Here is a 26,442-nt window from a genome sequence, read left to right as displayed (position 1 = left end):
GAAAAAGCATCACAAGCCTTTATTCCTTTACTGCTTGTGAGAAAATGAGTCACTTTTTAGATTCGCTATCATAACGTAAAGCAGCCGTGATCAAAGACCGAAATTTTGATGATTTAGCGCAAAAGTTCGCTGAAAACATATATGGCACAGCAAAAGGGCAAATACGACAAACTGTCGTATGGCAAGATATTGAACAAATTCTTACCTCGCTTAGCAGTGTATCACCTCTTACTGTATTAGATGCAGGGGGAGGTATTGGACAATTGTCACAAAAAATTGCATCACTTGGACATCAAGTAACGTTATGTGATCTTTCTAGCGAAATGTTGACATTAGCTCAACAAGAAATTGCTAAAAACGGTTTGCTTGAGCAATATCGTTTTGTGCATTGTCCTGTGCAGGAAATTGATGAGTTCATATCTGAACCTGTCGATTTAATTTTATTTCATGCAGTAATGGAATGGTTAGCTGAACCAATCGAGGTACTTACTGGTCTATTAGACAATGTGAAACCAGGCGGTGCCATTTCCGTGATGTTTTATAACTATAACGGTCTACTGTTTAAAAACTTAATTTGCGGTAACTTGACTCATATTGAGCAAGGAATGCCACATCGCAAGCGCTTTAAATTACAGCCGCAGCAAGGGATAAAACCAGAAGATGTTTATCAGTGCCTAACCGATGCAGGGTTTGAAATCATGGGTAAAACAGGGGTGAGAACCTTCCATGATTATATGCAAACTTTCCGTGTAGGTGACTACAGTTTTGAACAGGTTCTTGAGATGGAGCAGAAGCTTTGCCGTCAAGAGCCGTTTTTGTCGTTGGGGCGTTATATTCATGTGTATGCCCGTAAGCCTTTTGCGAAAGAAACGCACACAACAACGACAAACTCTAATAACAGCAATAAGGACAAGGGATGAGTGAAGTTACCCAGACGGTTCCCGAGTTGGTTAACTGGGTAAAGCAAAACGATTTTGCTTTAAACCTACCAACGGAACGGCTGGCGTTCTTGTTAGCCATTGCCGTTTTAAGCGGTGATCGCTTTGATGAAGAATTAGGGGAAGGAGAACTGGTTGACGCATTTCGCATCGTAAGTGATATGTTCGGCCAATCCAAAGAAACCCTGGCATTTCGCGCCAACAACGCCATTAATGAATTGGTAAGACAGCGATTAATTTCACGCTTTACTAGTGAAGTAACTGATGGCGCTAGTATTTATCGTTTAAGCCCATTAGCGTTAGGCATTACTGATTATTACGTTCGCCAACGAGAGTTTTCAACACTCAAGCTATCTATCCAGTTAGCAATGGTGGCAGACGAAATCAATAAAGCAGCAACGGCGGCACAAGAAGACGGTGATGAAAAACACTGGCGTCAAAATGTTCATGCCGTATTGAAATACTCAGTAGCTGAAATATTCGATCGCATCGATTTAAACCAGCGCACCATGGATGAGCAACAGCAGCAAGTCAAAGTCGATATTGCTGAATTGCTAAACCAAGACTGGCGCGCGGCAATCAGTAGTTGTGAGCAGTTACTTGATGAAACGTCTGCGACGTTAAAAGAGCTTCAAGACACACTACAAGCGGCAGGCGATCAGCTACAAACGCAGTTACTGACGATTCAAGAATCCACACAAGGTCGTGATGATTTAGATTATGTTGATGGGATGGTGTATATCCTTCAAGCAAAACTGGATCGCATTATCAGTTGGGGTCAGCAAGCGATTGATTTATGGATTGGCTACGATCGCCATGTCCATAAGTTTATTCGTACCGCGATAGACATGGACAAGAACCGTGCATTTAGTCAGCGTTTACGCCAGTCGGTTACTGATTATTTTGATGCGCCATGGTTATTGACCTATGCAGATGCTGAACGTTTATTAGACATGCGTGATGAAGCATTAGTGCTTCGTGACGATGAAGTAACAGGTATTGTTCCCGCTGAGATGGAATTTGAAGAGCTCGACTTAGTTAATGATATATTGGCAGAAAAAGTTGCAGCAATGCTAAAAGCGCACAAATCGACAGGCGCACCCATCAACCTAAGCTCACTGCTCAAAGATTATTTGGCTCAACACCCATTTGCCCAGCATTTTGATTTGGCAAGAATCGTGATTGATCAAGCAGTAAGAATGGGATACTCAGAGGCTGATTTCAATGCAATTCAGCCTGATTGGGAAGCAATTAACGAATACGGAGCCAAGGTACAAGCTCATGTCATTGACAAATATTGAAGAATTCATGCCGGAAAATTTAGCAAAAGCGATTGCTAATCCACTTTTCCCCGCACTGGATAACGCGCTCCGTTCAGGTCGCCATATTTCTAGTGAAGATTTAGATAACCATGCCTTTTTGATCGAATTTGAACAAGAACTCGGCATGTTTTACAAGCGTTACAATGCAGAATTAGTCCGTGCGCCAGAAGGCTTTTTATACCTTCGTCCACGTTCAACCTCATTGATTGGTCGTTCTGTATTATCAGAAATCGACATGCTGGTGGGTAAAGTGTTGTGTTTCCTTTACCTAAGCCCAGAGCGTTTAGCGCACGAAGGTATTTTTACTAACCAAGAGTTGTTTGATGAGTTAGTGACATTAGCAGATGAACAAAAGCTAATGAAATTAGTGACTAACCGCGCAACAGGTTCCGATCTTGATCGTGAAAAACTGTTCGATAAAGTGAAAACATCATTGCGTCGTTTACGCCGTATAGGGATGTTAATTCCAATTGGTGATCACGGTAAATTCCGTATTAGTGAAGCGGTATTCCGTTTTGGTGCCGATGTACGAACAGGTGATGATATGCGTGAAGCGCAGCTACGCTTGATCCGTGACGGTGAAGCCGTTGTGCATCATCAAGAACCAAGCCAATCAAGTTTGCTCGACGATATCGAACAAGACAGTCAAGAATCACTTGAAAATGCAGATGCACAACAAGTGGAACAGGAGAGTAGTATTTAATGGAACGCGGTAAGTATCAATCGCTCACCATGGTCAACTGGAACGGCTTCTTTGCTCGTACCTTTGACATTGATAATTTGGTGACAACGCTTTCAGGTGGTAACGGTGCGGGTAAGTCAACAACCATGGCTGCTTTCATTACCACACTCATTCCTGATCAAAGCCTGCTTCATTTCCGAAATACAACGGAAGCGGGAAGTTCAAATGCCTCACGCGATAAAGGTCTTCACGGTAAACTGAAGCCGGGGGCCTGTTATGCTGCGCTTGATGTGGTTAACTCGAAAAAGCAACGCATTATCTTTGCTGTAAAATTACAGCAAGTCGCGGGTCGTGATAAGAAAGTTGATATTAAGCCTTTCTTAATTCAAGGCTTGCCTTCAAACATCAAACCCACTGATGTGTTAATTGAAACACTATCAGAAAACCAAGCGCGTGTTCGCCAGCTTAATGATGTTAAAGACATTGTTGCACAATATGAAGGCGTGCAATTTAAAGCATTTAACTCGGTAACTGATTACCACGTTCAAATGTTTGAAATGGGCGTGTTACCGAAGAAATTACGTAACAGCCAAGATCGTTCTAAGTTCTACCGCTTAATTGAAGCATCACTATACGGTGGTATTTCAAGTGCGATCACACGTTCATTACGTGATTACCTATTACCGCACAACACCGGTGTTAAAAAAGCCTTCCAAGATATGGAAGCAGCACTGCGTGAAAACCGTTCGACATTAGAAGCGATCAAACTGACTCAGCGTGACCGTGACTTGTTTAAGCATTTGATCTCAGAAGCAACGAACTATGTTGCTGCCGATTATATGCGTCATGCTAACGAGCGTCAGAAGAAGCTAGAGCAAACATTAAGCTTACGTGGTGAGCTAATGGGCTCACGTCAAACCTTAATCGATCAGCAGTCTACGTTTAATAACATGACCGCAGAGCTGAATGAATTGACCGAGCAAGAAGGCGCGTTAGAGCAAGATCATCAAGCTGCATCAGATCACCTACAGCTAGTACAAACCGCAGTCCGTCAAGCTGAGAAAATCGAGCGTTACAAAGAAGATCTTGAAGAGCTAACAGAGCGTCTTGAAGAGCAGGTCATGGTGGTTGAAGAAGCGGCAGAGCAACTTGCGATTGCCGAAGAACAATCACAGCTAACGGAAGAAGAAGTTGATAGCTTAAAAACCCAGTTAGCCGATTACCAGCAAGCATTAGATATGCAGCAAACCCGTGCATTGCAGTACCAACAAGCGGTACAGGCATTAGAAAAAGCACGTGATTTGTCTGGCGATCATCAAATGCTACCTGATCAAGCGCCACCGTATCTTGCGCAACTTAAACAACAGCAAGATACCCAAACAACAGCATTATTAGCCCTTAAACATAAACTGGATATGTCGTCAGCGGCGGCGCAACAGTTTGATAAAGGCTTAGCGATCATTACCACCATTGCCGGTGCCGTTGATCGCGCAAACGCAAGTAACAAAGCCCGTGAATTGATTGATCATGGTCGTCAATTACGTGCGATTTCAGATCGTGGTGAGCAGCTAAAAGCGCAATACCGTGATTTAGAGCGTAGCGTGCGTAGTCAACGCCAAGCGGTTGAATTAGCTGAAACGTATACCAAGAAATTCGCCACCACATTAGATAGCGAATTAGCGTTAGTTGAAGAACAAGCGCGCCATGAAGCAACGCTTGAAAGCCTAGAGCAAGATCAAGCAACGCTGGTTGAGCAACGCAACGACATGCGCCATGACGAGCAACGTTTAGTTTCTCGTATTACCGCATTAGAATCGCAAGCTCCAACATGGATTGCAGCTTCTGATGCGCTTGAAAAATTAGCAGAGCAAGCCAATGCTGATCTTTCAAGTAGCCAAGCGGTGATGGATGCAATGCAGCTAACGTTGGATAACGAGCGTGAAGCTTCGCGTCAACGTGATGAATTAGCCGCACGTAAGAAGCAACTTGACGCTGATATTGAGCGTTTAGCACAGCCTGGCGGTAGTGATGACTCACGTTTACGTGGCCTAGCCGATACCCTTGGCGGTACGCTGTTATCTGAAGTTTATGATGATATCACTATTGATGATGCGCCATATTTCAGTGCGATGTACGGCCCTGCTCGACACGCGATTATTGTTCCTGATCTTAGCGGCATTAAAGAAAAATTAGTCACACTAGATGATTGTCCAGATGATCTTTACATCATCGAAGGAGACGCGGATTCATTTGATGACAGTGGCTTTGATGTTGATGAACTCGAAGATGCAGTGTGTGTTCATTTAAACGATCGCCAACTGCGTTACTCACGTTTCCCTGAAATGCCACTATTTGGTCGTGCAGCACGTGAACAACGTCTAGAGTTCTTACGTGATGAGAAAGATCAAGTAGTAGAAGATCACGCAAAAGCATCGTTTGATTCGCAAAAACTTCAGCGTTTGTACCAAAGCTTCAATAGCTTTGTAGCCACCCACATGTCTGTGGCATTTAACCCAGATCCAGAAGTAGAATTAAAGCAAGCACGTGATCAACGTAACCAAATTGCACGTCAGCTATCTGAATCACAAGCGCAAGAACAACAACAGCGTAGCCAGTTAGCGGCAGCACGTGAAGGTCTTGCATTATTGGGTAAATTAAACCCAGTAGTAACACTGCTTGAAGATGACACCCTAAGCGCACGTTTTGAAGAAGTTGAACAACAACTTTCACAAATGGATGAAGCACGTAACTACCTTGACCGTCATGGTAAAGCGTTAGCCGAGCTTGAAACATTAGTGTCTTCGCTGGACGCTGATCCCGAGCAATTCGATGCGCTACAAGCTGATTACGAAGCGGCAGATAAGAAGCTACAAGAGCTGAAAACCCTGATCTTTGCGGTCGCTGATTTAGCTGAACGTCGTCACTACTTTAGCTATGCCGATGCGGTAGAGCTACTAAGCAAGAGCTCAGAGTTAAACGAGCAGCTTAAAGCGAAACTTGCAACCGCAGAACAAGCCCGTGGTCGCAGCCGTGAAAGCTTAAAACAAGCGCGCGCACAAGCAAACCAGTACAACCAGTTAATGGCGTCACTGAAGAGCTCGCACCAAGCGAAAATGGAAACCGTTCAAGAATTTGAACGTGAACTGCAAGAGCTAGGTGTACGTGCAGATGTTGAAGCTGAAGAACGCGCGCGTATTCGTCGTGATGAACTCAATGAGCGTTTACACAGTTCACGTAGTCGCCGTAGCCAGTTAGAAAAATCAACCACCTCTATCGAACTTGAAATGAAGTCGTTAGTGAAGCGTTTACGTAAAGTGGGTAAAGATTACCAAGACTTCCGTAAGTTAGTGGTTAACGCGAAAGCGGGTTGGTGTGCGGTATTACGTTTAGCACGTGAAAGCGATGTTGAACGTCGTTTACACCGTCGTGAAATGGCATATATGTCGGCAGATGAACTACGTTCACTATCGGATAAAGCGCTCGGTTCACTGCGTCTTGCGGTTGCGGATAACGAAGATTTACGTGATGCATTACGCGCGTCAGAAGATGTGACGCGTCCTGAACGTAAAGTTCTGTTCTACATCGCGGTGTACCAGCATCTACGTGAGCGTATTCGTCACGATATTATTCGTACTGACGATCCAGTAGAAGCTATCGAAGAAATGGAAGCAGAGCTGGGACGTTTAACCGAAGAGCTAACGGCGCGTGAACAACGTTTAGCGATCAGTTCAGATTCCGTTGCGAATATTATTCGTAAAACAATCCAGCGTGAGCAAAACCGTATTCGTATGCTAAACCAAGGCTTGCAAAGTATTGGCTTTGGTCAGGTAAATGGTGTGCGTCTAAACGTTAAAGTACGTGATACGCACGAATCGCTACTTGCAGGACTTGTTGAGAATAAAGATCAGCATAGCGATCTATTCGGTAATAACCGTTTATCATTCTCGGAAGCGATTGCGAAGTTGTTCCAACGTTTGAATCCACATATCGATATGGGGCAACGTTCACCGCAAATCTTGGGTGAAGAGCTGTTAGATTACCGTAATTACCTAGAGTTAAGCATTGAAGTTAACCGTGGTACAGACGGCTGGCTACAAGCGGAATCAGGCGCGCTATCTACGGGTGAAGCGATTGGTACAGGTCAGGCAATTCTGTTAATGGTTGTTCAGAGCTGGGAAGAAGAATCGCGACGTTTACGTGGTAAAGATATCATTCCTTGTCGACTCTTGTTCTTGGATGAAGCGGCACGACTGGATGGTAAATCAATCGCAACATTGTTTGAGTTATGTGAACGCTTAGACATGCAGTTACTGATTGCGGCACCGGAAAATATCAGTCCGGAAAAAGGTACAACCTACAAACTAGTACGTAAGATTTTCAAAGATCGTGAACACGTACACGTGGTAGGTTTACGTGGCTTTGGTAATACACCGAAACATGAAAAACCAATCCAAACAGTCTTAGATATCGACACGATAGACTAACTTTTCGTTAAATATCGCAAAAAAGGTCAGCAGAAGTGCTGGCCTTTTTTTATATCTAAAACAAAAGGTTAGATAAAAAATAAGGTTGTAAAAGATAAGAAAAAAATGTGATCGAATTGGCTTTTTAACAAGCTTGAAAATTAAATGTAAAAGCATTGTCTATAATTCACTTTAAGCACTGGAAAAGCCTATTAAGAATAATAAGGCTTACTAATAAGTGAGAGAGCAATAATGTTAAGTGAAGAAATGGATGATAAAGAGAGAGGCCGTTATGAATGGCGAACATTTCTCTTTATCATTGTTTTACTGTTTCCTATTTTATCTGTCATTTTTGTGGGCGGGTATGGTTTTTTTATTTGGGCGATGCAAGTGTTTTTCCTTGGGCCTCCGGGTCATGGTTAGGCACACGTCAATATTGAATAAAAAACGGTAGGTAAATAATGAAGTCGTCCTTAAAAAAAGCTTGGGTAACGCTGTGGCGCCCAGCAACAAAAATAAGCCTTGGCGTACTCGCATTAGGTGGTTTTATCGCGGGGGTTATATTTTGGGGGGGATTTAATACTGCCCTTGATATGACCAACACAGAAAAATTTTGTATCAGTTGTCATTCGATGAGAGACACCGTATATCCTGAATTAAAAGGCACCGTTCATTGGTCGAATAATTCAGGGGTTAGGGCAACCTGTCCTGATTGCCATGTTCCGCATAATTGGTCGGATAAAATCGCTCGAAAAATGCAGGCGAGTAAAGAAGTCTTTGGCGCCATTGTTGGCTCCATTGATACACCTGCAAAGTTTGAGGCAAAAAGGCTGGAATTAGCCCAACACGAATGGAAACGGTTTGCAGCGAACGGTTCGCTAGAATGTAAGAGTTGCCACAGTTATGCCAGCATGAAATGGGATGAAATGTCACCTCGGGCGCAGGCACAAATGAAACAAGCTGCGGTTAAAGATCAAAGTTGTATAGACTGCCACAAAGGTATAGCCCATCACTTACCAGCGGATATGGCCTCGTCTGGTGGGATTGTCTCTGAATTGACTGCGGCATCACATAGTACCGATTACTCAGACGGTGATACCTACTACAGCGTGCAATTTTTGCCTCTTTACGAAGATGAAGCCAAAACCAAAGACGGGGGTTCTTTAGAGCCTGCATCGGCAGTGAAAGTGTTGGCCATTAAAGACGACATGCTGCAAATTGAACTGAACGGTTGGCGAAAAGTAAAAGGTTTTGGTCGGGTGATTAATCAAGATTTCGGAATGAATATACCGACAGCCGCCTTAAGTAAAAATGCTGCGCAAAGTGCGGATATTGTAAAAGGTTTCGAGAAAAAAGAAGATGACGTCACAGGCCTAGAATGGCAACAAGTAACCGCAACATTATGGGTTGAGAAAAAGAACTTTGTTAGTGATGTCAGTACTATTTGGAGTGCCGCAAAATCGGCCTACAACACCAACTGTAGCGTATGTCATACCCAGCCAGCAGAAAACCATTTTGACGCAAATACTTGGCCTGGCATGTTTAACGGTATGCTTGCATTTGTGAATTTTGATACAGATAGCGAAGCTATTGTTTTGAAATATTTACAAAACCATTCGTCAGACTTTTCTAAAGCTGAACATTAATCAAACTAAAGGTTGCTAAACATACATTATGTTCAGCAGCCTTTTTACGTTTTAATCGTGAGGAATTTTTTTATGTCACTGAGTAGACGTAAATTTTTGCAAGGCTTAGCAACTACGAGTGCCGCTTCTGTTATTGGTCCTGGATTGCTGATGCAAGCGGCTAAAGCTGCTGAAGAAGTCACAAAATCAACAGAGCCGCCCGGTATTTGGAAAGTGACAGGTTCACACTGGGGAGCATTCAGAGCGCGTATTTATAACGGTCAAGTTGCAGAAATTAAACCCTTTGAATTAGATAAGCATCCAACTGATATGCTAAACGGGATTAAAGGGTTAATTTATAGTCCTTCAAGAATTCGTTATCCCATGGTGCGGTTAGACTGGCTTAAGAAAAACAAATACAGTGGTGAAACACGAGGTAACAATCGCTTTATTCGAGTAACGTGGGATGAAGCGTTAGATCTCTTCTACCAAGAATTACAACGTATCCAAAAAGATTATGGTCCTTGGGCACTGCATGCGGGGCAAACAGGCTGGCGTGAAACCGGACAGTTCCAAAGCTGTACCTCACACATGCAACGTGCGGTGGGGATGCATGGCAACTTTATTAAAAAAGTGGGGGATTATTCCACTGGGGCAGGACAAGTTATTTTGCCTTACGTGTTAGGTTCAACCGAGGTTTATGCCCAAGCCACCACATGGACAACCATTTTAAAAGATACCAAAACCTTAATTTGGTGGTCTAACGATCCGATCAAAAATAGCCAGATTGGTTGGCAGTGTGAAACGCACGGCTCTTATGGTTATTACGCCCAATTAAAAGACAAAGTCGCGAAGGGCGAGATCACCATGATATCCGTCGATCCTGTGGTGTCGAAAAGCCAAAAATATTTCGGTTGTGAACACCAATACGTGAACCCCCAAACCGATGTTCCTTTCATGTTAGGTATTGCCCATACCTTATACAAAGAGAACCTTTACGATAAACAATTTTTAGAAACGTATACCTTAGGGTTTAACGAATTTTTGCCGTACTTACTTGGTACTGGCAAAGATAAAATCGAGAAAACCCCAGAATGGGCAGAAAAAATTTGTGGTGTTAAAGCCGACGACATTCGTAAATTTGCTCGTCGATTAGTGAAAGATCGCACCATGATAATGTTTGGCTGGGCAGTACAGCGCCAGCAACATGGTGAACAGCCGTATTGGATGGGAGCCGTGTTGGCATCCATGCTTGGGCAAATAGGCTTACCCGGTGGTGGGGTGTCTTATTCTCATTTCTATAGTGGTGTTGGGCTGCCATTTAGTACCGCAGCAGGGCCAGGTGGTTTTCCACGAAATGTCGATGAAGGGCAAGTGCCAGTTTGGAATAACAATGATTTCAAAGGTTATAGTTCAGTTATTCCTGTTGCTCGTTGGATTGATTCGATTATGGAACCGGGGAAAAAGATCAAATTTAACGGCGGTAACGTCGTATTACCCGATATTAAAATGATGGTGTTTAGTGGCTGTAATCCATGGAATCACCATCAACAACGTAACCGAATGAAAGAAGCGTTTAGAAAGCTACAAACCGTCGTCAATATTGATTACACATGGACGCCAACGTGTCGTTTCTCTGATATCGTATTACCGGCATGTACGCAGTTTGAACGTAATGATCTCGACCAATACGGCACGTATTCTACCTCTGGTGTATTGGCGATGCATAAATTGATAGATCCCTTATACCAATCAAAAACAGATTTTCAGATCTTCACCGAACTCACCGAACGATTTGGGAAAAGTAAGCAATATACTCGCGGCATGACAGAAATGCAGTGGATACATCAGCTGTATAATGATTGTCGTGAGGCAAACAAAAATAGTAACCCAATGCCAGAATTTAACGAATTTTGGAAAAATGGCATCGTCGAATTTAAAACCGACCAAACCTACGTAAGCCACGAAGCGTTCAGAAAAGATCCTGAAATCAATTCACTGGGTACACCGTCAGGGTTCATTGAAATTTATAGTCGAAAAATAGCGCGCTATAACTATGAACATTGCCAAGGCCACCCAATGTGGTTTGAAAAAGAAGAGCGTTCACATGGTGGGCCGAAATCGAAGCAATTTCCATTTTGGCTGCAATCTTGCCATCCCAATAAACGTTTACACTCACAAATGTGTGATTCGGAAAAATACCGTAATACCTATGCAGTAAAAGATCATGAGCCCGTTTATATTAATCCCGATGATGCTAAGAAAAAAGGCATTAAAGACGGTGATATTGTTCGAGTCTTTAATGATCGCGGGCAATTATTAGCAGGGGCGGTATTATCGGAAGATTACCCAACAGGCGTAATAAGAATTTACGAAGGGGCATGGTTTGGGCCGTTGAATAACGACATTGGTGCGATTGATACTTATGGCGATCCTAATACCGTTACCATTGATATTCCAACCTCACAGTTAGCGCAAGCAACCAGTGCCAATACCGTTGTTGTTGATATTGAAAAATTCACTGGCGAAGTGCCACCTGTGACGTCATTCAGTGGGCCTATTTATGTGACTTAAGGCTTAATAACAGCAGCAGTAAATCAACCATTGCTGTGACATCAAGCAAACAATAAAGAGCCAGTAACAGGGCTCTTTATTTTTTTTTAGATATAATAAAATAAACAAAAGCAGTAAAAGACAGTGAGTCGAGATTGGATAGTTCAGAATACCCAGAGCAAGATGAGTTTTCAGGTGTAAAGAAAGCCAAAGCGCCCGTATATGGGGTGGGAGACAGCACCTTACAAGCGGCGGGAGGTGAGCAAGGTGTAAAACAATTAGTGGATGCCTTTTATCACTATATGGATACCTTGCCCGTTGCTGCTACAGTACGTGCTATGCATCACCCTGATTTAACGGAATCTAAAGCGAAACTCACCACATTTTTAGTCGGCTGGATGGGTGGCCCTTCTCGTTACGCAGAAATGTATGGTTCGATCAATATACCGGGCGCACACCGTCATTTAGATATTGGTTTAGCAGAAAAAGATGCTTGGCTATTGTGTATGCAAAAAGCGTTAGACGACCAACCTTATGAAGAAACCTTCAAACGTTACATCATGGTACAGCTTTCCTTCCCCGCCGAAATGTGCCGTAACAGAAAGTAATCATTGAGCAATCATTTTCGATATCGGCAACCTATTCCAAGTTGGAATAGGTTGTCGTCTTGTTTTTCTCTATTGTATTTTTATTCATAACGTTAATATCACGATATTAAAGAATAACTTACAATGTGAGTTGCAATGGAATTAACGTTAGAGATCTTCGTACTACTGTTTTTTGTCGCAGGATTAGCCGGCTTTATTGATGCTATTGCTGGTGGCGGTGGGTTATTAACCGTTCCTGCCTTATTGTCGGTGGGTATTCCGCCAGCACAAGTACTTGCTACCAATAAATTACAAAGCTCATTTGGTAGCTTTTCAGCCTCACTGTATTTTGTCCGTAATGGATTAGTGAAACTTAAAGACATGCGCCTAGCTATAGCCTGTACCTTTACAGGCTCAGCGATTGGCGCGTTGTTGGTTCAACATATTGATGCAGGTACATTAACCAGTCTTATTCCTCTTTTATTAATATTTGTATCACTGTATTTTCTTTTTAGCCCTAATATCGGTCAACCGCAGGGCGATCCAAAACTATCAGAAGCGATGTTTGCTTTTGCTGTGGGTACATCCATAGGTTTTTATGATGGTTTCTTTGGCCCAGGAACCGGCTCTTTATTTACCATTTGTTTCGTTGCGATTGCCAAGTTTGGCTTAGTTGAGGCAACTGCAAGAACCAAAATATTAAACTTCACTTCTAATATCGCTGCGCTTATCTTTTTTATTATCGCGGGGCTACCTCTTTGGAAACTGGGTTTAATTATGGCAGCTGGTGGTTTTATTGGTGCGCGATTAGGAGCGCACATTGTGATTAATAAAGGACAAAAGTTTATTCGTCCAATGGTTATTATCATGTCGATGATTATGGCGATTAAGTTGCTTTGGGATCAACACCCACAATGGTTTCAATTTATTGGTTTCTAAAATTAGTAAATAAAATGCATGCCACACTATACATATATTTAGCGTGGCATATGTGCTACATAAAAGAAGAGATAAGAAGAATGATAGGAATAACAAATAAAAAAAGGCTAAATCATAATAATTAAATATTTTACTCTTTAAGATTCTAAATAAATCCTAGCGTTGTAAGAAATTGTTTTGTTTTTTGCACATAAGATATTAATTTCATTCGAAATGAAGTATATTTGTGCAATTAAGCGATTGATATTTCAACTCTAATGCTGGCAGCGATTCATTATGGATAACAAATTTAAAGTGAGAATAACGCATTCTAGCTTTGCTATATTATTTTCTTTATTATTACTGTTAATTGTTATCGAGTTGTTCTTTTTTAATAACAAAAAGAAACATGATTTATTAATCAACAAAGATACTGCAAATATCAGTCAGACCATTACAACAAAAATTAATGAACAAATTAATAGTATGGTTGTTAGCCTTAAAGCATTAAGTTATTCATTAAATATTCAAAATAGTAAAAATACGAAAGCATTTGATGTAATAGCTAAAAAAGTAATGGCTGATAACGATGTTATTTCAGAACTTCAATATGCGCCTTTAGGTATTATTACCGATATTTATCCTAACCAGACAAAAAATACCGCGATAGGGCACGATCTTAACCATATTAAAGAGCGCAAAAAAGGCGTATTACTTTCCATTGAAAATCGAAGTGTGAGCCTAATTGGCCCCGTTAAGCTTATTCAAAACGGTAAACTGGCGTTTATTCTACGCTTACCCTTATTTAATGAAAAAAAAGAGTTTACAGGGTTTGTAAATGCGATCAGTTACCTTGATACATTTCGAGAAAAACTCGCGCTAAATAAGAGCTATTATAAAATCCTTGGCTTTAACCCAGATGGCCATCGATTAACTATTTTTAATAACATAGAAAAGAGTTGCGAAAAAACCGATAGCTCATTTACCGTCAAAGTGCCGAATGGTGAGTGGTTGTTCGTTATTCAAAACCAACAAAAAAACTACCAAGACAACAGTCTCTATTTAAGGTGCTTGCTTTACTTTCTCTCTTGCTTGATCTGCATTTATGTCTATAAGCGCGAGATGTACCTGAAACGGAGCCAGAACTCTATCCTTGATATGAATATGATGCTGCAAAAAGCGTCATATACCGATGAGTTAACACATCTACCCAACAGGCGCTTGTTAAATGAAAAACTAGACGCTATTGCAACATTAACCAACAACCAAACCTACAGTATTGCGATATTCGATATCGATAACTTTAAACAGGTTAATGATACTTATGGGCATGATGTTGGTGATGATGTACTGGTTGCGTTTGCCAACATTTGTTTATCGAACTTACGTTCCACCGATATCATTGCGCGTTGGGGCGGTGAAGAGTTTGTGTTGTTAATGGAAAATACCGACAGTCATCATGGCCAAGAAATTTGTACACGTATTCTTCACACCTTGTCACAGCATCGTATTACCTCTGGTGATACTCACTTTTCAGTGACATCGTCTGTCGGGTTATGTGAATTCACCTCCCCAGATTTCACAATAACCAGCGTGATGAAGTGTATTGATGAAGCGCTATATGCATCTAAAAAAACGGGTAAAAACAAAGTCACGCTAGGGCAGTTAAGCGCGAATAAATAGCGTTTTTACTCGCGAGATAGCGATCAGTTATATTGTTTTTGGGATCACAACATCAGTGATAGTCTTAACCAGTTTTTTGACCCTAGGTAGCTTGTAACTATTTTGACGATAAATCAGATTAATAGGGCGGGTTAAGCCAGATAACGCTTCAAAATCAAAACAGAACCTATCTTCAATCTGTAGTGTGTTAACAATCGACAGGGGCACAAGTGCTGGCGCCATACCTGCCAAGGCTAACTGTGCTGCGGCAGTGTAAGAATCCATCTCCATTAATGGTGCAATCCCGACTTTTTGCAATATTGCTGCTTGAGAATAATTGGCTGGGTTTTTTAAATCATTCACCACTAACGCTTTCGGTAATGCCGTTAAGGGTTGGTTAAATACCACCTTAAAAGGCTCATCGATTAAATGCTCGGCAATAAAACTATAGTTTGCAGGTAGATGTCCCGCACAAAAGCCAATTGAAGCCTTACCAGATTGCACGTTTTCGACAATCACAGGGGTATGGTGAGTGGTAATGGAAATGTATTTATCGTGCTGGAAATATTGCCCCATCGCCTGTGATAAATAACCCGCGACTAAGGTTTCAGAGCAATCAATCGTAATAATGCTTTGATCGTCTAAATTCTGATGTTCAAAAATCAGCCCTCGAATTTCATTAAAACTCGGCCCTACATTGTTAATCAGCGCATGGGCGTCAGGGGTTAGCTTAATTAATCGCCCCGCAGGAATGATCAGCTTAGTTCCTAATGTTGCCTCTAACTTGGCTATCCGTTTGCTCACTGCGGATTGGCTGATATACAAACGGCTACCCGTACGGCTCATGGTGCCTTCTTCCGCTAACACTAATAAGGTTTCAATACCTTCGAGTAACATAGTTCATTCCATTGATGAAAGAGAGGAATTAATCATACGTGATTATAGGAAAGGAGGCGAGGTGCTAACTTGTTGCTGCTAATTTACATCGCTAGCTCATAATTGCCCCATTATTTGGTAGTTCTTTTACTCATTCTCTACTATTAACAGGCTTTGCTCTATTAGCAGTAGTCCATTCATCTAATGATTTTCTGTTCGTTGTAAATCCACTTATTGCATCATTGAGGAAAGTTCCACTATGTCTCAATGGCTTGTTTAATTTTCAATTGATCCAAGTAAGCAATTAAACACTTATAAAGGTTGTTTATCTTATTGAAAATATGAAGCTTTTCTATTGAAATAAATGTAATGAAACGGCAGAATGCATAAAATAGCTTTTAATCTGCAAACTTTATCCTGAACATAGTTTGCAGCTTCAAATCAACGATAAGAATTAATAAGCTATTTAAAAACAAGCTTTACTTAATAGTTGGTATATCACAAAGGTATTAAAATGGATTCAAAAAATAATGAGCGTATATTTGAATATTTTAAAATATATGGCTTACATAATGAAAGAAATATCACTTTAGAGATGGATAGTAATGCCAAAATTCTTGTAAGCGATAATGGTTCTGGTAAGACTACACTTTTAAGCTGCATGTACTTCATCCTCGACAAATCTTTTGAGAAATTAGATGAAATTTGTTTCTCAAAAATTGAGATGAAGTTCTCTACAGGTGTGTTACTTACCATTAACAAATCTGAGTTGGTTGATCATATTGAATATTCTCCTAGCTTTTCTGACAGTATTTCGGAACGAATTTTATCAGCCTTCCCAAGAAAACGCTTGTTGCACCTAATAAAAATGGCATCAACGAGATCCTACTTTCAATTTATTGAGTATTTTCGCGATAGATTTTCCTCGTCTAGATTACAATGCTCGCCTCGTGAGTTATACGAAGCCTTAAACCGATTCGAAAGGGATGCCTTGTTTGAAAATACTGGCGTCTATAAAGAATGGTCAGATATTGTTGACCAAAACGTTAAGTTAAAGGTTCTTTACTTGCCAACGTATCGTAGGATTGAGCAAGATATTGAAGATTTTGATTATGTCTCAGAAAGTGGTCTTATCAACTTCGGTATGAGAGATGTTCAAAAGCGCTTCGATAAAATATCTTCTGATTTGAAAAATTCTGCTGTTCGCCTGTACAACAGCCTTAATGCTAAAGTACTAACTCATTTAACTTCTGATTATGAAGCGGATGAGAGTCAGTATCGATCTATTTTAAATATCGATGTCCTTCGAATTGTACTAGGTCGAGTTGGGGATAGTTTATCAAATGAGACCAAAGAAAGTATTATCCGCCTAGTTGATAATGGCTTAATTACTGAAGAGCGTTATCAACCTCTAGTTTTCGTATTAAGTAATCTTGTGGATGTTTATTATGCTCAAAAAGAACAAGATGATTCTATAAAAGAATTTGTAGAGACTGTAAATAAATATCTTGTTTCTAAAAGATTTGTTTATGACGAAAGTAAAGTTGAAATTAAAATCGTAAACTTAAAGAACGAAATTACATTAGACAAATTATCTTCGGGTGAAAAGCAATTAGTTTCAATTTTTTCTAAGCTTTACCTCGAAGATAATGAAACTATTTATGCCGTTTTGTTTGATGAACCAGAGCTGTCGTTGTCTATGGAATGGCAAATGACTCTCTTACCAGACATCATAAATTCAAATAGATGTGGTTTTCTACTAGCAGCGACACACTCGCCATTTATCTTCAATAATGAGTTGGACTCTATGACTGACAACCTTTGTGTAGATTACATCGAGGGTAATGATGAGCAGAGTTGAAGCCATGCGTAAAGCACGCGACTTTGAGGTTGTTAAAATACAAAACATTCTAAAAGAACATAGCTCTGATCCAGATGTTCTTATCTGCATATTTGAAGGTGAAGATGCTAAGTATTATGGCTCAAGGATTGATAGTGTTTTCAGAGGACGTAATAGGAAAAATATTAAGTGCAAAGGTCGTAATAATTTACTTAAATTGAAATCAAAAGTTGAAAGTAATAAATACCTTTCTAAGATAAAAATACTATATTTTGCTGATAGAGATTTTGATTTTAATTACACGACACATGGTAATATTTATTTTACTCCTTGCTATTCAATCGAAAACTTATACGTAGGTTCTGATGTTTTAGATAGAATATTGTGTGACGAGGTGGGTATTTGCTCCATTGAGGAAAAAGAAATATACGATTTACTTCATGCAAATTTCGAAATTTACTTAAAGCAAGCAGACTCAGAGTTATTGACATTGCACTCTTGGCTTATGTGTCAGGTTAAAATGTCAGAGACTAATACATCTATTGAGCTTAATTTAAAAAATACTAAGGTCGAGGAGTTCATTAATATTACGTGTCAGAAAATAGAAAGCAAATATGACATCCAAAGCCTTTATGACAAATTTTCACTTAGCCATATGATAGAGGAGAAGGAATTAGAATATTCCTCTGATCTCCTGTTAAAAAATGCTGGACATTTAAGCTATAGAGGCAAATATATGCTTGAATTCTTTGGTTCAATTGTAAATAAAATGCTTCAGGAATGTAATGTGAAAGGTGGTCAGGGGCATTTTGGTGTCACTAGAAAGTGCCAATTATCAATCTCTCAAGATAGTGTGTTGAGTACATTGTCGCAATATGCGCGAACACCGAGTTGCTTAACAGATTTTCTTAAACATCATGCAAAATAATAAAATAGCTCCTTATTAGGAGCTTTTTTAGATTATATTTTTCAAAACACTGGGACATTTAAGTATTTGGTGAGTAATATTTATATCACTCGATACCTCAACCCTAGTAACGCAACGCTAATCACCTCAGATGCTTTCATGCGCATTAAACTTCTACACTCCAGTAGAGTTGTTTTTCCCTTTTGAAAACTCGACACTCATCACGCTTTTTAAACAAAGTTCAGCTGCTTCTTCAACGATTAAATCATATTCAACTTCATTAAGTTACCCCTCAAAAGTGGGATATTTTATAAATAAGTAAAATGTAATTATGTTAAACATAAAAGCCCAAAGTTCGCATTATACGAAGCCGTATTCGTGAATATGCCTATAGAAAGTTATTCATGAATTGCTAATGTTCGATTTTCCGATACTGATAATTGTCCAAAAACAAGCTAACACTACCTTCAATAAAAAACCGATCATTCGATCGGTTTTTTTATTAATCAGAGTCGACTAAACAGCGTAGCAATAAGTTTATTAGCTTATTTACTGTATCTCTCGCAGGTGATTTTGATAATCTCTGTTACAACAGAGCTGGCTGCTTGCAGCGATTTAACCGGCAGATATTCATAAATAGAGTGAAAGTTATGTGCTCCTGTGAAAAGGTTAGGGCAAGGTAAGCCTTTTTGTGACAACACCGCGCCATCATAGCCGCCTCGCATTTGGATCGCGTTCATCGTTATGTTATTGCGTGTGTAGGCTTCTTTGGCAATATCGATAGGGAATCTCGCTTCACCTTCTAAGCTATTTGCGACATTCTCGTAGCGGTTATCTAATTGAATCGAGATAGTTGATTCCCCCACAATGTGGCACAGCTATCGGCGAGGTTTTGTAAAAATGCCATGCGATCGCGATAGCCCTGTTGGCTGAAATCACGAATATCAAGCTTCAGTACTGTTTTAGCACTGTTGCCTGTCATTTCTTTTACCCAGTAATAACCTTCGCGCCCTTCGGTATATTGTGGTGCTTCACCTGCTGGCAACATGCTGATGAATTGATGGGCCATTAATAATGAATTTAGATATTCATCGAATAACATTGTGTATCTCGTTTCATAGCAAGGCATTACGTTGCGAGTAAAAAAAGACTTATATAGTATTTTTATCATTATTTGATCGGACGAATAACTGACAACGTTAGGAGTATTACATGTCAGAGATGCAAGAAGAAGTGGTGGTTAATCCAACCATGACAGAAAAAGATAAAGCTGCAAAAACAAACGCATTAATTGCCTATGGCTTGATGCTAGTTGGTTTGTTTACAGGTTTTTTGACTATTATTGGTATAATTTGGGCGATGGTAAAAAAAGGTGATGCGCAAGGGACTATCTTTGCTGATCACTATAGCAATATCATTACAACATTTTGGTGGTTTTTTGGCTTATCCATTCTTGGTGTTTTGTTAATTGCTTTCTTTGTCGGTTATTTATTGCTTTTTGCTGTGTGGATTTGGTTTATCTTCCGCATGGTGAAAGGCTTAGCGAAACTGACTTCAAACAAAGGCTATAACGGCTAACGTTCATGCTTCGTTGCGTGATAAACACATAAAAACCGATCTGATGATCGGTTTTTTATGGTCTTTTTTTACCTTCATAGATAACAAATGTCTATTTACTCATATTTTAACTAGCGTTTTATTGCTCGGTATCAGATACAAAAATAGATAATGCCAAATGTAAAAATTTGCTATTAAGTTCATGTTAATTAAGCACTAGCTTGAGTAACATTTAATCAGTAACAAGGCTGTTTATTTATTTTTGTCATGGATTTGTTGGTGATAGGTTTTATGAAATATAAATTATTAGTTAGTGCGGCACTATTAGGTTTATCTGGCTGTGCATCTGTTCCGACTGTTGATACAGCGGTGTCTAATGAAGCGAAAAAGTTTACTGCGCCACAAGAAGGTAAAGCGGGTATCTATATTTATCGTGAGGACTCTATTGTCGGCGGAGCATTAAAAAAATATGTTTATGTAGATAAAGAATGTGTCGGTGAAACGGCACCTGGTGTCTTTTTCTACCATGAAGTAAAAGCGGGTGAAGAACACGTAGTCAGTACTGAATCTGAATTTTCTGAAAACCATATAACGTTATTTACTGAAGCGGGTAGAAACTATTTCATTAATCAATTTATTAAAATTGGCGCGTTTGTTGGCGGTGCTGGTATTGAATTAGTCGATGAAGAAGCGGGTAAAGCGGAAGTAATGAAAGTGAAAATGGCGAAAACTGCGGATTGTCCTGATCTCACTTAAAGTACGATCTAATATTTTAGATACAAAAAACCGATCTGATGATCGGTTTTTATCTTCAGTGCAAAAAAAATGCCCTGTACTTGAATAATCAAGAAACAGGGCATTGATATTGATTATGACTGTAGTTAGTTACTAATCACTTGTCGTGTTGTTACTAAGCAAAAGTTTGAGAATTGCTCGGTAAGAAACGCTTGTTTGCCTTTGATTTTTTTGCTCTTTAGCACATAGGTATGTTCATTCAGTTTCCCTTCGAAATCCCATTTGCTAAAAGCTTCATGGCGGGCATCAGCACAAGAAGTTTGCAAAATATAGCTTTCAGTAACTGAAGTATCACATCCACCTTCGATATTTTTCACACCATGAAAAGTCACATGGCTTTGACGATCACGATAGGTGGTTACCGCCAGTGCATTGAAAAGGTGCACATCATCAGACTTACTCACGTAAGGCAGCATTCGATGAGGATTATCTTTTAACGAGACTGTTGCCAAATCCCTTAGCTCAGAAGAGCAGGGGATAGCTTGGCTCTCAAGAATACTGTCCATTGATGTTTTCGCTTGAGCGATATTAAACAAGCTGGGTAACGCGAGTAGCGAACCTAGCACACAAGCAAATAACTTCATATTTATACTCCGAATCAATACTTGGTCATCGGCATAACAGTGAGTTGCACGTCAAACTTTTCACCGTTGTCAGCAACTAAAGTCACTTTGATTTCTTGGCCTGGCTTTAAAGCTTCTTTAACACCCATAAACATTAGGTGGTAACCTTTTGGCTTTAGCTCAACAGAACCATTTGCAGGGACCTCAAGAGCATCAACTTTACGCATCGCCATCTGACTATCACGCATAAACATACGATGGAACTCTGTGTGTTTTGCGATAGATGAGTTTGCCTCTACAAGGCGGATAGGCTCATCGGTATCGTTGGTGATCTTCATATAACCTGCGCTAACCTTTACCCCTGGAATAGTGGCTTTAGCACGAGCATTTTCAATCGTTAGGACGTCATTAACGGTTTGTACTTGATGGTATGTTTTCGTGTCAGCCACTGCAGTGTCATGAGCACTGTGGTCGTGTGCAGAAGCTTGGAATGCAACCAGTGCCAACGCGATCGATAATACGGTCTTTTTCATTATTTTCCCTATAAATTTTAGTTTTTAGCAAGCGCGTTGCTATGTGCACGGTCAATACCAGCAGCTAGTTCAATAGGTGTCGTTGTATGGCTCATTGCATCAACCAGCTTTCCTTCTGGGTTTATAATATAGAAACGAGAAGCGTGGTCTACGGTGTAGCTAAGTTCAGAAGACGCCATATCAACTAAATCAAAGTAAACACCATACTGTTCTGTTAAAGCGTCTATTTCTTCTTTTGTTCCTGTTAGCCCTTTAATGCGTTTATCAAAATACTTAGCAAACTTGTCAAGAGAATCAAGATCATCACGACCTGGATCGACACTGATAAAGATACCTTGTACGTTGGCATATTCTTCAGGTGGCAACATAGAAAAAGCTGTCGACATCACGCCCATAGAAGAAGGGCAGACTTCAGCACAGTTTAGGAATCCAAAGTAGAGAACGACAGTTTGTCCTTTAAATTGACCAAGGCTGACGGTGCCATCACGGCTATTTAGTTGAAATTCACCGCCAAGATCTTTCAGTGCTTTCTGTCTATCTCCAATCGGGGTTGTACTGTTAGTTATGTAAAGCGCGAAAATGCCAGCGAGGGCAAGTGCTCCAAGAAGGAGCACAATTTTTACAGGGTTTTTCGTCATTAACTTCGCTCCAGCAGAGTAGAAACTACTGTATTACTAGCTTGATAATTTTCTGATAGGTCTCCCGCTGAAAAGTCGAGAGAAATAAGTAAACAAAACACCATGATGTTAGCGATTGAGCAAAGTAACATCTGTTTGCCCCATTGCGCATCTGGCACTTTTTGGTAGCCCACTTTGGCAATATATAACCAGTGAAGACTGACTAAACCGACACCCAGTGCATACCAGCTACCCGCATAACCTAGGTAGTTAAGTGCTAAAGCAGCAACAGCAAAGGCAATAATGTAAGCGATGATGTGTAAACGAGCACGTGCGATACCCACTTCTACAGGTAGAACGGGAATAGATGCTGCTTTGTAATCATCAAATCGGTAAATGGCAATGGCATAAGAATGCGGAAGTTGCCAGATACAGAAAGTAATGAATAAGATTGCAGCGCCTGCATCAAAGTGACCTGTTACTGCGCAATAACCGATAACCGGAGGACATGCGCCTGAAAGTCCGCCTATCAATGTGCCGTAAACGGATTTACGCTTGTAATAAAGGCTATATAAACCGACATAAACAACGAACCCGAGCACACCAAATTGCAATGCAACCGTTGTTGTAAATTGACTTAGTATATAAAAGCCAGATAAACCTAATACCGTAGCCCAAATAAGCGCGTGAGATACAGGTATAACATTTTTAACGAGCTCTCTTTCACAGGTGCGTTTCATTAAGCGATCGATATCTTTATCGATCACGTTGTTGAAAACACAGCCAGACGCAACGATTAGGCTAGTACCCATACAAACAGCAAGCAGTAATAGCCAATCGATATTGCCTTGAGAAGCGAGAAGCACACCACCGATGGCGGCAACTAAGTTGCCGCCGATAATACCGGGTTTGGTGATTTTTAGATAAGGTCTATACATCCTGTAACCCTATTAGTGACCCATCAGCATGTTGTGATTTAGGTGTTCCATAATCCACAACGAACCGATGAGGATAATTGCGACAATTACCACAACAAAAACAGCGGAGGAGGTATTCCACATCTGCTTTGATGAGGTGTTCATATGTAAAAAGTAAACAAGTTGAACAAAAATTTGCGCGACGGCGAAAACCATGATTACGCCGATAATTAGCGGCTTAGAACCGATTCCAGCCATCACCATAACAAAAGGTACTACAGTTAGAATGATGGATAGAATCAAGCCATTTAAATACTCTTTTACACTACCGTGAGCCTGTCCACCTTGGCCGTGCTCAGATGAATTAGCCATTACAATACCCCCATCAAGTAAACAACGCTGAATACACAGATCCAAATAACATCTAGGAAGTGCCAGAATAAGCTCAGGCAAGCTAGACGCGTCTTATTATCTTCAGAAAAACCATCACGCTTGAAGTGGACGAATAGAACAATCATCCAAATCAGGCCAGCAAATACGTGAAGGCCGTGCGTTGCAACAAGTGCATAAAAAGATGACCAGTATGCACTGCTGTGGAAAGTGGCACCTTCATTACTGAAATGCCAGAACTCATAAAGTTCCATTACTAAGAAAGACAGACCAAGCGCAAAGGTAATGCCCAACCACTTGAGCATACCTTTCATGTCTTCTTTGTTCGCCTTAAGCATTGCCATGCCAAAAGTGAAACTACTTAGAAGAAGTAGGGCAGTTTCACCAGCAACGAAAGTTAAGTTGAACAGTTCAGTTGGCTCAATTTGTCCAGCAAAGCTGTTTGAGAAAACGGCAAACACTGCGAAAAGCGTACCGAATAATAAACAGTCACTAAGGATATAAATCCAGAAACCAAAGACTGTATCGCCTGCGTAATCATGATGGTCATGATCGTCGTGATCATGACCGCCATGTGACTGAGCAGCGACGTTTGGTTCAAATGTATGTTTAACTTCTGTAGTCATAATTGCTGTCAGTCCCTATGCCGTAACAGGTTTTAGGTCAGACGAATCATCTTCATCCTGATCTTCGTCTTTGTTTTCTTCGCTTGTCGAACCTTGTTCGCCATAAACACGTGCTAGATGTGCACGCTCAATTGCTTCAACTTCAGCAACTTCAACGTAGTAGTCTTTGTTGCGCTCAAAGCTATATGCAATCCATGACGCCAAAATACCAACACCGCTAGCGATTACCATCCACCAGATGTGCCATACAAAAGCAAAACCGAGTGTTAATGCGAATGCGCTGATCACAACACCTGCCCAAGTATTCTTTGGCATATGAATGCGCTTGTAACGTTCAGGCGCTTTGTACGCTAAACCGTTCTCTTTTGCATAGTGGTGCTCATCACGGTCGTGAATCTTAGGGAGAACTGCGAAGTTGTAGAACGCTGGTGGCGAAGAGGTTGCCCACTCAAGCGTACGTCCATCCCATGGGTCACCAGTAAGATCAAGGTTTTGCTTACGGTCACGAATACTTACGTAAACTTGGTAGAACTGAGTCGCAATAGCCGATGCAATGATGAATACACCAAATGCAGAGATCCAAAGTAGTGGTGCCCATTCAGGATTATCAGCAACATTTAGACGACGTGTCATACCGCTGAAACCTAGAACGTAAATTGGCATGAAGGTTACAAAGAAACCGATAGTCCAAAGAAGACAAGAAAGCTTGCCTAGTTTTTCGTCTAGCTTGAAACCCGTTGCTTTCGGGAACCAGTAAGTGAAACCTGCAAAGTAACCGAATAGCGCACCACCGATAATTACGTTATGGAAGTGAGCGATAACGAACAAGCTGTTGTGCAGTACGAAGTTCGCTGCTGGAACTGCAAGCATTACACCTGTCATACCACCAATTGTGAAGGTAATTAGGAATGCAATTGTCCACCACATGCTCGCTGAAAACTCAACGCGACCTTTGTACATAGTAAACAGCCAGTTGAATATCTTAACCCCGGTTGGAATAGAGATAATCATCGTAGCAATACCAAAGAAGGCGTTAACACTTGCCCCTGCACCCATGGTGAAGAAGTGGTGTAGCCATACCACGAATGACAGAATCATGATAACGGCTGTTGCCCACACAAGTGATACATAGCCAAATAGACGCTTACGTGAGAATGTCGCTGTGATTTCTGAGAAGATACCAAAAGCAGGTAAAATCAGAATGTATACTTCAGGGTGACCCCATGCCCAGATAAGGTTAACGTACATCATTACGTTACCGCCCATATCTGTAGTGAAGAAATGGGTGCCAATGTAACGGTCAAGTGTTAATAGCGTTAACGTTACTGTCAGAATTGGGAAAGCCAAAACAATCAGTGCGTTCGCACATAGCGATGTCCATGTAAACACAGGCATTTGCATCAGTTTCATACCTGGTGCACGCATGCGAATAATGGTTACAACGAAGTTAACACCGGTCAGTAGGGTACCGATACCAGAGATCTGTAGCGCCCAAAGCCAGTAGTCGACACCTACCCAAGGACTGTATTCCATACCAGATAATGGTGGGTAAGCAAGCCAACCTGTTGCAGCGAATTCACCGATAAACAGAGACATGTTAATCAGAATTGCACCAACAACAAATAGCCAGAAGCTCAAAGAGTTCAAGAATGGGAAGGCTACGTCACGTGCACCAATTTGAAGTGGAACGATGATGTTCATCAAGCCAACCACGAATGGCATGGCAACGAAGAAAATCATGATTACACCATGGGCACTAAAGACTTGGTCGTAGTGCTCTGGAGGTAAATAACCCGTTCCATTGATGGTTGCTGCTGCTTGCTGGGTTCGCATCATGAAGGCGTCAGCAAAACCACGGAAAAGCATCACTGCTGCAACAATGATGTACATGATACCGATTTTCTTATGGTCGACGGAAGTAAACCACTGTTCCCATAAATACTTCCACTTACCGTAGTAAGTGATTGCAGCCACAAGTGCTAGTCCACCCAAAAGAGCGCCTAGCATAACAGGTAATATGACTGGGTCTGTAAATGGAATTACATCCCAATTTAGTTTGCCGAAGATAGGA

At 40.8% G+C, this 26,442-nt stretch carries 22 protein-coding genes and 1 pseudogene; 14 read left to right on the top strand and 9 right to left on the bottom strand.

Annotation, left to right across the window (positions count from 1 at the left end):
* The first annotated feature begins 86 nt into the window (after positions 1-86).
* The 10 genes from cmoM (at position 87) to C9J45_RS00255 (ending at position 14,771) form a co-directional block, all read left to right on the top strand.
* The gene (gene cmoM, locus C9J45_RS00300) at positions 87-920 is read left to right on the top strand and encodes a tRNA uridine 5-oxyacetic acid(34) methyltransferase CmoM (RefSeq protein WP_107205761.1); all 834 of its coding nucleotides are present in this window, start codon (positions 87-89) and stop codon (positions 918-920) included.
* Positions 917-2,239, top strand: a complete 1,323-nt coding sequence (gene mukF, locus C9J45_RS00295; RefSeq protein ID WP_107245429.1) for a chromosome partition protein MukF — start codon at positions 917-919, stop codon at positions 2,237-2,239. Before cmoM ends, mukF begins: the two co-directional genes overlap by 4 nt.
* Positions 2,220-2,963, top strand: coding sequence for a chromosome partition protein MukE (gene mukE / locus C9J45_RS00290; RefSeq protein ID WP_005367158.1), 744 nt, complete (start codon positions 2,220-2,222; stop codon positions 2,961-2,963). Before mukF ends, mukE begins: the two co-directional genes overlap by 20 nt.
* Positions 2,963-7,426 carry a chromosome partition protein MukB gene (mukB, locus tag C9J45_RS00285; protein WP_107292012.1) on the top strand — a complete coding sequence of 1,488 codons (4,464 nt, stop codon included), beginning with the start codon at positions 2,963-2,965 and terminating at the stop codon, positions 7,424-7,426. Before mukE ends, mukB begins: the two co-directional genes overlap by 1 nt.
* 231 nt (positions 7,427-7,657) lie before the next feature.
* Positions 7,658-7,828, top strand: a complete 171-nt coding sequence (locus tag C9J45_RS00280) for a periplasmic nitrate reductase, NapE protein (RefSeq protein ID WP_107205764.1) — start codon at positions 7,658-7,660, stop codon at positions 7,826-7,828.
* A gap of 38 nt (positions 7,829-7,866) precedes the next feature.
* On the top strand, positions 7,867-9,051 hold the full coding sequence (gene torC / locus C9J45_RS00275; protein ID WP_107205765.1) for a pentaheme c-type cytochrome TorC: 1,185 nt from the start codon (positions 7,867-7,869) through the stop codon (positions 9,049-9,051).
* A gap of 72 nt (positions 9,052-9,123) precedes the next feature.
* Entirely contained in the window at positions 9,124-11,604 is a 2,481-nt protein-coding gene (gene torA, locus C9J45_RS00270; protein WP_107205766.1) for a trimethylamine-N-oxide reductase TorA, read from the top strand.
* A 134-nt stretch (positions 11,605-11,738) separates the two neighbouring features.
* Positions 11,739-12,191 (top strand): group II truncated hemoglobin, encoded by a 453-nt coding sequence (locus C9J45_RS00265; RefSeq protein WP_107205767.1) that lies wholly within the window; start codon positions 11,739-11,741, stop codon positions 12,189-12,191.
* Positions 12,192-12,326: 135 nt separating this feature from the next.
* On the top strand, positions 12,327-13,109 hold the full coding sequence (locus C9J45_RS00260) for a TSUP family transporter (RefSeq protein ID WP_107292011.1): 783 nt from the start codon (positions 12,327-12,329) through the stop codon (positions 13,107-13,109).
* A 276-nt stretch (positions 13,110-13,385) separates the two neighbouring features.
* Positions 13,386-14,771: a sensor domain-containing diguanylate cyclase gene (locus C9J45_RS00255; RefSeq protein ID WP_107292010.1), complete on the top strand. Its 1,386-nt coding sequence runs from the start codon at positions 13,386-13,388 to the stop codon at positions 14,769-14,771.
* Positions 14,772-14,798: 27 nt separating this feature from the next.
* Here C9J45_RS00255 and C9J45_RS00250 read toward each other — a convergent pair whose 3' ends face one another.
* On the bottom strand, positions 14,799-15,647 hold the full coding sequence (locus C9J45_RS00250) for a LysR family transcriptional regulator (protein WP_107205770.1): 849 nt from the start codon (positions 15,645-15,647) through the stop codon (positions 14,799-14,801).
* A 493-nt stretch (positions 15,648-16,140) separates the two neighbouring features.
* On the opposite strand from C9J45_RS00250, the gene C9J45_RS00245 reads away from it, so the two are divergent.
* Complete coding sequence (locus C9J45_RS00245) at positions 16,141-17,487, top strand: AAA family ATPase (protein ID WP_107292009.1); 1,347 nt, start codon at positions 16,141-16,143, stop codon at positions 17,485-17,487.
* On the top strand, positions 17,474-18,394 hold the full coding sequence (locus C9J45_RS00240; RefSeq protein WP_233217594.1) for a DUF4435 domain-containing protein: 921 nt from the start codon (positions 17,474-17,476) through the stop codon (positions 18,392-18,394). The genes C9J45_RS00245 and C9J45_RS00240 overlap by 14 nt, the downstream gene beginning before the upstream one ends.
* Before the next feature lie 524 nt (positions 18,395-18,918).
* Here C9J45_RS00240 and C9J45_RS00235 read toward each other — a convergent pair.
* A pseudogene (locus C9J45_RS00235) lies at positions 18,919-19,454 on the bottom strand (peptidase T); the annotation flags it as partial.
* Between the two features lie 131 nt (positions 19,455-19,585).
* On the opposite strand from C9J45_RS00235, the gene C9J45_RS00230 reads away from it, so the two are divergent.
* Both C9J45_RS00230 and C9J45_RS00225 read left to right on the top strand, forming a co-directional pair.
* The gene (locus tag C9J45_RS00230; RefSeq protein WP_107292007.1) at positions 19,586-19,951 is read left to right on the top strand and encodes a hypothetical protein; all 366 of its coding nucleotides are present in this window, start codon (positions 19,586-19,588) and stop codon (positions 19,949-19,951) included.
* Between the two features lie 270 nt (positions 19,952-20,221).
* Positions 20,222-20,686 carry a DUF2846 domain-containing protein gene (locus C9J45_RS00225; protein ID WP_107245697.1) on the top strand — a complete coding sequence of 155 codons (465 nt, stop codon included), beginning with the start codon at positions 20,222-20,224 and terminating at the stop codon, positions 20,684-20,686.
* Between the two features lie 125 nt (positions 20,687-20,811).
* Here C9J45_RS00225 and C9J45_RS00220 read toward each other — a convergent pair whose 3' ends face one another.
* From C9J45_RS00220 to cyoB, 7 genes are read right to left on the bottom strand one after another with little or no spacing between them, the layout of a single operon-like run.
* Complete coding sequence (locus C9J45_RS00220) at positions 20,812-21,309, bottom strand: hypothetical protein (RefSeq protein ID WP_107205774.1); 498 nt, start codon at positions 21,307-21,309, stop codon at positions 20,812-20,814.
* A gap of 14 nt (positions 21,310-21,323) precedes the next feature.
* Complete coding sequence (locus tag C9J45_RS00215) at positions 21,324-21,821, bottom strand: copper chaperone PCu(A)C (protein WP_107292006.1); 498 nt, start codon at positions 21,819-21,821, stop codon at positions 21,324-21,326.
* A 17-nt stretch (positions 21,822-21,838) separates the two neighbouring features.
* Positions 21,839-22,459, bottom strand: coding sequence for an SCO family protein (locus tag C9J45_RS00210; RefSeq protein ID WP_107205776.1), 621 nt, complete (start codon positions 22,457-22,459; stop codon positions 21,839-21,841).
* Entirely contained in the window at positions 22,459-23,376 is a 918-nt protein-coding gene (gene cyoE, locus C9J45_RS00205; RefSeq protein WP_045082985.1) for a heme o synthase, read from the bottom strand. The genes C9J45_RS00210 and cyoE overlap by 1 nt, the downstream gene beginning before the upstream one ends.
* Before the next feature lie 12 nt (positions 23,377-23,388).
* Positions 23,389-23,727: a cytochrome o ubiquinol oxidase subunit IV gene (gene cyoD / locus C9J45_RS00200; RefSeq protein WP_005367198.1), complete on the bottom strand. Its 339-nt coding sequence runs from the start codon at positions 23,725-23,727 to the stop codon at positions 23,389-23,391.
* Positions 23,727-24,371, bottom strand: a complete 645-nt coding sequence (gene cyoC, locus C9J45_RS00195) for a cytochrome o ubiquinol oxidase subunit III (RefSeq protein WP_107205777.1) — start codon at positions 24,369-24,371, stop codon at positions 23,727-23,729. Before cyoC ends, cyoD begins: the two co-directional genes overlap by 1 nt.
* A 15-nt stretch (positions 24,372-24,386) precedes the next feature.
* Positions 24,387-26,438 carry a cytochrome o ubiquinol oxidase subunit I gene (gene cyoB / locus C9J45_RS00190; RefSeq protein ID WP_199187009.1) on the bottom strand — a complete coding sequence of 684 codons (2,052 nt, stop codon included), beginning with the start codon at positions 26,436-26,438 and terminating at the stop codon, positions 24,387-24,389.
* Positions 26,439-26,442 lie beyond the last annotated feature (4 nt).

The sequence above is a fragment of the Photobacterium sp. GB-1 genome (genome assembly GCF_003026165.1).
Classification (GTDB): domain Bacteria; phylum Pseudomonadota; class Gammaproteobacteria; order Enterobacterales; family Vibrionaceae; genus Photobacterium.
The sequence above is the reverse complement of the archived record's forward strand: the minus strand, read 5'-3'. Positions and strand labels throughout refer to the sequence as shown.